Origin of the sequence: Paenibacillus kobensis NBRC 15729 (genome assembly GCF_004000825.1) — a bacterium.
GTDB classification, from domain to species: domain Bacteria; phylum Bacillota; class Bacilli; order Paenibacillales; family Paenibacillaceae; genus Paenibacillus_T; species Paenibacillus_T kobensis.
Window position 1 is genome coordinate 1 of record NZ_BILZ01000107.1, and the last position, 8,520, is coordinate 8,520.

4 protein-coding genes are annotated in these 8,520 nt (G+C 52.8%); 1 reads left to right on the plus strand and 3 read right to left on the minus strand.

What is annotated here, in order from left to right:
* Together PKO01S_RS27910 and PKO01S_RS27915 are read right to left on the minus strand one after the other, a co-directional pair.
* On the minus strand, positions 1-3,050 hold a 3,050-nt coding region (locus PKO01S_RS27910), incomplete at its 3' end, for an Ig-like domain-containing protein (RefSeq protein WP_164779819.1).
* 370 nt (positions 3,051-3,420) lie between these two features.
* Positions 3,421-4,095: an HAD family hydrolase gene (locus tag PKO01S_RS27915; RefSeq protein ID WP_164779820.1), complete on the minus strand. Its 675-nt coding sequence runs from the start codon at positions 4,093-4,095 to the stop codon at positions 3,421-3,423.
* Between the two features lie 99 nt (positions 4,096-4,194).
* Between PKO01S_RS27915 and PKO01S_RS27920 the strand changes: the two genes are divergently transcribed.
* Entirely contained in the window at positions 4,195-5,115 is a 921-nt protein-coding gene (locus PKO01S_RS27920; RefSeq protein WP_407669723.1) for a LysR family transcriptional regulator, read from the plus strand.
* Between the two features lie 119 nt (positions 5,116-5,234).
* Here PKO01S_RS27920 and PKO01S_RS29540 read toward each other — a convergent pair.
* Positions 5,235-8,520 (minus strand): Ig-like domain-containing protein (locus tag PKO01S_RS29540; RefSeq protein WP_127534713.1); only part of this gene is annotated, 3,286 nt, incomplete at its 5' end.

Below are 8,520 nucleotides of genomic sequence, written 5' to 3' on the forward strand. Positions count from 1 at the left end.
GAGTTTACCGTAATGTCGACCGTCGCTGCCACGCTCGTTCCGCCGTTGCCGTCTTTCGCAACGAACGTGAAGCTGTCCGCTCCCACATAACCAGCACTCGGCGTGTAAATGACTTGATTGCCGTTCACCGTACTCAGTGTACCGTGTAATGGTTGCGTACCAATCTCGAACGTCAGCGCGTCGCCATCCGAGTCGGTTCCTGCCAGCGTGATCGTGACCGCCGTATCTTCATCCGTCGTCACTTGTTGTCCCGCTGCCGCTGGCGCGTGGTTGACTGGGTTAACCGTAATGTCAACCGTTACTGGCGCACTTTCCAAGCCCGCGCCGTCCCTTACTTTAAATGTAAAGCTGTCCGCTCCGGTGTAGCCTGGGTTTGGCGTGTAGGTTACATCCGAACCCGTCAACGCCCCTAACGTACCGTTAGCTGGACCGCCCGTAATCGTGTAAGTCAAGCTATCCCCATCCGGATCGGTTCCAGTCAGTGTAATAGCAACTGGCGTATCCTCATCCGTCGTCACTTGTTGAGCAAATGCTGTAGGTGCGTGATTAACGCTTGAAATGGTAAGGCTTACGGTTGCAGGCGCACTTACATTGCCGTGTCCATCGTCAACCGTGAATTCAAAGCTGTCCGAACCGCTAAATCCGCCGTTCGGCGTGTACGTTACGATCGAACCGCTAATCGCACTCAACGTGCCATTCGTCGGCGCGTTCGTAATCGCGTAAGTCAAGCTATCCCCATCCGGATCGATTCCGACGAGCGTAATCGCGGTCGGCGTATCCTCATCCGTCGTCAAATGCTGCGGATTCGCCACTGGCGGATCTTCTACAGGTGTCACCGTAACCGTTACAGTCGCAGGTGTGCTCGTTCCGCCATTGCCATCTTTCGCAACGAACGTAAAAGTGTCCGTTCCGTTATAGTTCGCATTCGGTGTATACAACACTTGCGACCCGTTCACCGCACCAAGCGTTCCATGCTGCGGTTGATCCATGATCTCATAGCTGAGTGCGTCGCCGTCCGCATCTGTTCCCGATAACGTGACCCCAACAGGCGTGTCCTCTGCCGTCGTCACCGACTGATCAAATGCCGCTGGGCTATCATTAACGGCCGTAACGGTAATATCGACCGTTGCCGGTGCGCTAACGCCGCCGTTGCCGTCATTGGCAACAAACGTAAATTGATCCGTTCCCGAATAGTTCGGCCCTGGCGTATACGTCACATGGGATTCGCTAATTGGGCCGAGCGTACCATGTTGAGGGCCTGTTTGAATCGAATACGTTAAGGAATCTCCGTCCGCATCCGATCCGGTCAGCGTGATCCCAACCGGCATATCCTCGTTCGTCGACACCTGCTGTGCATCAGCCACAGGCGCGCTATTAACGGCGGTTATCGTCAAATCGACCGTTGCCGGCGCGCTGTTGCCGCTATGGTTGTCCTTCGCAATATAAGTAAAGCTGTCCGTTCCGACATAGCCTGGAGCCGGCGTGTACGTCACTTGCGATCCATTCACCGGACCGAGCGTACCATGCGACGGGCTGCCTTGGATGGCGTACGTCAATGGATCGCCGTCTGCGTCCGAACCGCTAAGTGTAACCGCGTGTGACGCATTTTGCGGAATCGTCAACTGTTTCGCATCTGCGACAGGCATGTCGTTGACCGCCGTGACCGTAATGGAAGCTTGCGCAGGTACGCTGGATTCAAATCCGTCCTTCGCAATGAAAGAAAACGTGTCTGTACCGTTATAATTGGCATCCGGTGTATAAATTACATTATTGCCGCTCAGCGCGCTGAGCGTTCCATGCAGCGGATTACTCGATATCTCATAGGTGAGCGTATCGCTGTCCGCATCCGTTCCTGCAAGCGTAATCGTCTTCGCAGTATCTTCTGCTGTCGTTACGCTTTGCGCCGCTGCTGCCGGAATTCGGTTCATCTTAGCCGATGCCGTCTCCGGATCCGCTGCGACACCGGCAGCGTTCGAGCCGGAAGCCGTCACCGTAATCGGACCTCTGGTCCACCCGCTTGCATTAACGGTTGTCCGGTACGATCCGTCTGCCGCGATGACAGCCGACGTCGTTCCGATGGTCGTGCCGCCGCTATTCTTAATCGTGAGCGTAACCGATCTTGTCGCTTCGATCGTCGTGACGCCGCTAATCGGAACAGCCGTCAATTGGCTGTTGCCCGCATTCGGATACAGTCTGCCCGCACCGCCGTCATCGATTGAAACCGAAAGCGTCGGGTGCGTTACCGCAGCCGAAAAGGATGACCCCGTTACGCCGCCTGAAGCGCCGAAGTCATACGAGAATTGCCGCTGCGATGCACTGTTGGCGGTTCCAAGAGGACCAGTGTTGCCGCCTACGACGTTAAGGGACTGAATCGGCTGGGAGTAGTACGCGATAACCGAGTCATTCGATTGGAAGGCGAGCCCGTTAACATTCGTCGATATGCCTCTGAACCGTACTTGTCCTGTTGACGTCTTCGACATTTGAAGCGCCGTATTTTTATCGACCTGATAGCTTTGGAATCCTGAAATCTCCACGTATTCGGTCAGACTCGAGGAGTTGCCGTCGATATCGATAACCGTCAAAAAAAAGTCCAGTAGATTGACCTTATCCGCCTGTCCGATGGAAGCCAGAGTAAGACCGGACGTATGATTATAAAATTGAACGTTAAAATTTACGCCCTCATACCCCGTCCAGCCCGAGCCTTCAGTATAGATAACCGGATTAAACCGCCCGTCATACTGCGCATCCGGCAAGTCGAACACGTTAATATGCGCTTTAGCATCGATGCTTTGAATCGTAACGACCGCATCGACTTGCAGCGTAACGTTGTTCGTGTCCTTTCCCGTAAACACATTCGTATAGAAGCACTGGTCATTCACATTCCAGGTTTCCCCGATTACGCTCGGGTTTTTGCCTCCCGTACAAGCAGTAGGCGTATTAAAGTTCATCTGTGCCTTATTCACGTCTACCACGAATGAAGGCGTCGATGCCGCTTCAGCCGATTGTCCTGCCGATGGCACAACAACACCGACGATAATCAGCACTGCCATGATCAACCTCATAGCAGCGTATACTTTCTTTGAAACTCCCAATCTTTTCATTCCTCTCCTCAAAATATACAAACATGTAAACATGAAGTATTCTCTATAAGATGTCAGCCCTACTTCATAAAACTTTAATCCTATAAGACATAGGTATTTAGTTCTATGACCTTTTCTATTATTTACTAACGAATCTACGAAATCAACCAAAAAATAGAGTTTTTTGATCGATGCTGTCGAATAACTTGGATTTATGCAAGAAACGCACACCGAGTTTAAAGTTTTAAATTCTTTGTCAATCTTTGTATCCCAAAAAAACCACACCTGAAGGAGGTGTGGTTAGATGATCCTGCTATCGAATATCGGGCCGTTCAAAACACTATATAACCTGCAAAAGCTCCCATAATCCCGTCACCGTAAACGGTGCTGGTCCAGCCTCGTCCTGCCACGGCTGGTTCACCTTCATCCAGATCCCGTTTATCCCCGCTCGTGCGGCTCCGGCTATATCATTAACCGGATGATCGCCGATGAAGACGCACTGCTCCGGAGTAAGCGACAATTCGGCCAGCGCCTTTGCGAATATGGCAGGGTCAGGCTTTTTAATGCCCGCCTCTTCCGACACGACAATAGCGTCGAAATATCCGCGCAATCCAAGGTTGTCGATTTTGCCATACTGAATAGCTGTTTTCCCGTTTGTAACAAGTGCTACTTTATACTTCTTCTTGCAATAGCTTAAGATTTCTTCTGCGTCCTCCATTAGAACCGCACTGTTCACATAGACCGATTGATAGAAACGCAACAATTCGTCCGCCGATGGCTTCATCCCCTTCTTCCATGGCAGCACAGACCGCAGTTCCTTGAACAGCAACGGCTTATCCTTATACCCGTCCTCATCCCGTTCGATAATATCCGCGATGATCCGACTTCTCTCCTCTATCTTCGTAATGTGCGGCAAAAAAGTGTCCGTAAACCGTTCGGCGAAGCGGCCGAATGTCCGCGTCCGGTCAAGCAGCGTATTGTCCAAATCAAATAAAAGTCCCCGTATCTCTGTCATGCCAGTGATCACCCCAGTCATTGTAATCATGAATTGGTATCTAGTATAATCACCGTAACGAAATAGAGGAAATCAAGCTTTTCACATTAAGGCATAGAGGTGATTGATATCACTCCATTTTTTCATCTAGAAAGTTATCGCGTGTTCTATCACACCGCTCAGACCGGCAATTTTACTAAAGCGGCAGAAGTGCTTCATATCACGCAGCCGTCCGTCAGCTATGCGATCAAACAATTGGAGGAAGCGCTCGGGATAAAATTATTTCACCGTCAGTCCAAGGGTGTGACACTGACGGAAGAAGGCAAAGCTTTATTCCAGTACGTCGAGCAGTCTTTCGCCATGCTGGAGGCAGGGGAAGACAAGCTCCGGGCGATCAAACGGCTCGAAGCTGGAGAACTGCGAATCGGGGCCAGCGATTCAATGTTCAAGCATCTCTTGAAGCCGCATCTGCACACCTTCATGTCGCGCCACCCCAACGTCCATCTGCGCCTGTCTCATGGCAAAACGTCAGATATCGTGCGAAGGCTGCAAGAAGGGCAGATCGATTGCGGCCTCGTTCATCTCCCCGTCGACGAAGAGCGGCTTGAGATTCAGCCGCTGATTCATGTGCAGCCCGTGTTCGTCGCGGGAGAGTCCTATCGACGCCTGTCGGATTGCGGGCCGTTAACAGCTGAAGAGCTGCGGGCTCATCCAATGCTCCTTCTCTCATCTGGCAGCAGCACCCGTATCGGTATTGACCAGTGGTTCGCCGCGCAGGGCGTTACGGTCGATGCCGATATTGAGCTTGGCAGCGTCGGACTCATCATTGAGTTCGCGGAGCTCGGCTTCGGCATCGCCTGTGTTGCACGCGAATTCATTCAGCAAGAGCTGCGGGAAGGCACACTGTTCGAGATTCCGACCACGATGCCGATACCACGCCGAACGATCGCGCTTGCGACGCTGCACGGAATGCCCCCGTCATTGACGGCGGCTGAGTTCGTATCTGTCCTGAAAGCTTCCCTTGAAGGAGGAGAAACGTAATAAAACCGCCCATTCGTCTATGACGACGACGGTGCGGTCCCTAAACGAACTTTATAAGACTATCAAACAAAACGTCCGCCCCCGGAACCCGGGAGGCGGACGTTTTGTCACTTACTGGATTAGATTAGTCCGGATTGCTGCAGCAAGCGTTGAACGATTGCTGCAACCTCGGCTCTTGTAATATTGTCTTTCGGAGCAAGCTTCGCACCGCTTCGGCCTGTTACGATGCCCGATGTAACACTGTCAGCAATACTGCTTAGCGCCCACGCAGAAGCATTAGCAACATCCGAGTACGGCTGAAGAGCAACATCTGCAGATTGCGCAGGCAGCATCGCTTTTAAATTGGTCACCTTCATCGCTTGCGCGATGATGACCATCGCTTGTTCCCGCGTAATTTTGTCATTCGGCCGGAACGTCTGGTTCTCGAATCCGCTAATGAGATGATACTTATACGCCGTATTGATATAACGGTTATACCAAGCGTTCGGACTTACGTCCGTGAACGGCGCATTGCCCTCTTCCAGCTCGAGGCCCAGTGCACGAACCATAATCGCTGCAAATTCTGCACGGGTAATATCCTGGTTCGGATTGAACATTCCGTTGCCCACACCTTCGATGATGAACCGTGAACCCATGTCGTTCACCGCGTCTTTCGACCAATGGTTCGCAACGTCGCTGAACTCGACCGGATGCCAGACTATCGTATACGTGCTGTTCGTAAGACTGTTGATAATCGCATACTGTTTACCGTCGTCGGCAAGTCCGATAACAGTCGGTACATGACGTTTAGAACCGTTCGGCTCCACGACGATGCCCGTCGTAATTTGATTCGGGTCGACAGCGTCCGGAATCGGAATAATGCGTTCTACATACACGTTAAACTTCGAGATTTCGATCGTCTTATCACCGTACGTGCCATAAATCGTAAACGTGACCGGCGGGACTACGACAGAGAATGATCCCTCTTCCGCCGCTTTTTCCACCTTTTTCTTCATATCTGCCGATGGTTCTGCAATTTCAATCTTCACCTTAATGTCTTTCATCGCAATTGCGTTTCCGAACTGATCCGCAATCGCTCCGATGTTGATCTGATCTGCAGGAACCGTGTACGTGGCGCGATTCGTACGAATGACGAGAACCGACCGTTTGCCGTCCATATTCTGAACCATCTGTGCATTCAGCTCGATCACGACAACATCGGACGTGTTGGTTGCCGATACCGTGATTACCGCACCGTTCTCTTGCGAGGCCAGCTTTTCTTCCAGCTTGGCCTGATCGACCGTAACTGTCGTAATCGTTTGGCCATTCTCTTTGGTAATATGCTTCTTGCCTATCTTCTCTTCTTTGCCGTTAACAAGGATGTTAATGCTGTCATCCGGTGTGTCCGTTACAGGAGTCGAAGGCGTCGAAGGAGTCGAAGGGCCGCCTCCTGAATTAGAAGTGACCGTTACCGTGCTTGTTGCAGTGAACGCGCCATCAGCCGTCGTCACTGTAATGTTCGCCTTGCCAGCTCCCACTGGCGTTACAATGCCATTGGCCACCGTCGCTACGCTAGCATCACTCGTGCTCCATGTGATGTTCTTGTTTGTTGCATTCGTCGGATTAACCGTTGCCGTCAGCGCTCCGGTTGCTCCGCCGACCAGTAAACTCAGTGCCGGCTGATTCAATGTCACGCCCGTCACCGGGATAACCGCATTCATAACAGTCACCGTGCTTGTTGCGATCAGGCCTCCATCGGCCGTTGTCACTGTAATCGTCACCGTGCCGGCTCCTACTGGTGTCACAACGCCATTGGCCACCGTCGCTACGCTCGGATTGCTCGTGCTCCAAGTGACGTTCTTGTTCGTTGCATTATTCGGATTAACCGTTGCCGTCAGCGTTTTCGTTGCTCCACCTGTTGTCAAACTCAACGTCGGTTGATCCAACGTTACGCCCGTTACCGGGATAACCGCATTCGTAACCGTTACCGTGCTTGTTGCAGTGAGACCGCCGTCGGCTGTCGTGACCGTGATCGTCGCCGTTCCAGCTCCCATTGGCGTTACGACACCATTAGCTACTACTGCTACGCTAGCATCACTTGTGCTCCAGGTAACATTCTTATTCGTTGCACTGGCAGGGTTAACCGACGCTGTCAGCTTGCCAGTTGCTCCACCCGTAATCAGGCTCAATGTCGGTTGATCCAACGTTACGCTCGTTACCGGAACAGCTACATTCGTGACCGTCACCGTGCTTGTCGCGGTGAAGCCTCCGTCCACCGTCGTCACCGTGATCGTCGCTGTACCGACTCCGATTGGCGTCACGATGCCGTTCACAACTGTCGCTACGCTCGGGTCACTCGTACTCCATGTTACGTTCTTGTTGGTTGCACCTGCAGGGTTAACCGTGGCTGTCAACGTTCCCGTTGCTCCGCCAGCGAGCAGACTCAGCGTCAGTTGGTCCAGCGTTACTCCTGTTGCCGGAATAACCGCATTTGTAACGGTCACTGCGCTCGTTGCGGTGAAGCCGCCGTCGACCGTCGTCACTGTAATCGTCGCCGTACCGGCTCCTACTGGTGTTACGACACCATTAACAACCGTCGCTACGCTTGGGTCGCTCGTGCTCCACGTGACATTCTTGTTGGTTGCGCCCGAAGGATTAACCGTCGCCGTCAGCGTTCCGGTTACTCCGCCCGCCAGCAAGCTCAATGCCGATTGATCCAACGTTACACTTGTTACCGGGATAACCGCATTTGTAACGGTCACTGCGCTTGTCGCGGTGAAGCCGCCATCGGCCGTCGTCACCGTTATAATCGCGGTACCGGCTCCTACTGGTGTTACGACGCCATTGGCTACCGTCGCTACGCTCGGATCGCTCGTACTCCACGTTACGTTCTTGTTGGTTGCTCCCGCTGGGTTAACCGTTGCTGTCAGCGTTCCGGTCATTCCGCCCGCTGTTAGGCTCAACGTCGGTTGATCAAGCGTCACTCCCGTTACTGGAACGGCTACATTCGTGACCGTCACCGTGCTTGTTGCGGTGAAGCCGCCATCGGCCGTCGTCACCGTAATGATTGCCGTACCAACTCCCACTGGTGTCACGACACCGTTCGCAACCGTCGCTATGCTCGGGTCACTCGTACTCCACGTTACGTTCTTATTGGTTGCACCTGTAGGGTTAACTGTTGCCGACAGCGTTCCAGTTGCTCCGCCCGCTAACAGACTCAATGTAGATTGATCAAGCGTCACACCCGTCACCGGGATAACCGCATTCGTTACCGTTACCGTACTTGTTGAGGTGAAGCCGCCATCGGCCGTCGTCACCGTAATGACCGCCGTTCCGGCTCCCACTGGTGTTACGACTCCATTGGCTACCGTCGCTACACTTGGATCGCTCGTACTCCACGTGACGTTCTTATTGGTTGCGCCCGAT

Excerpts from the sequence above, each read along its gene's own strand:
- PKO01S_RS27915 (WP_164779820.1), bottom strand. The coding sequence starts at position 4,095 with ATGACAGAGATACGGGGACTTTTATTTGATTTGGACAATACGCTGCTT.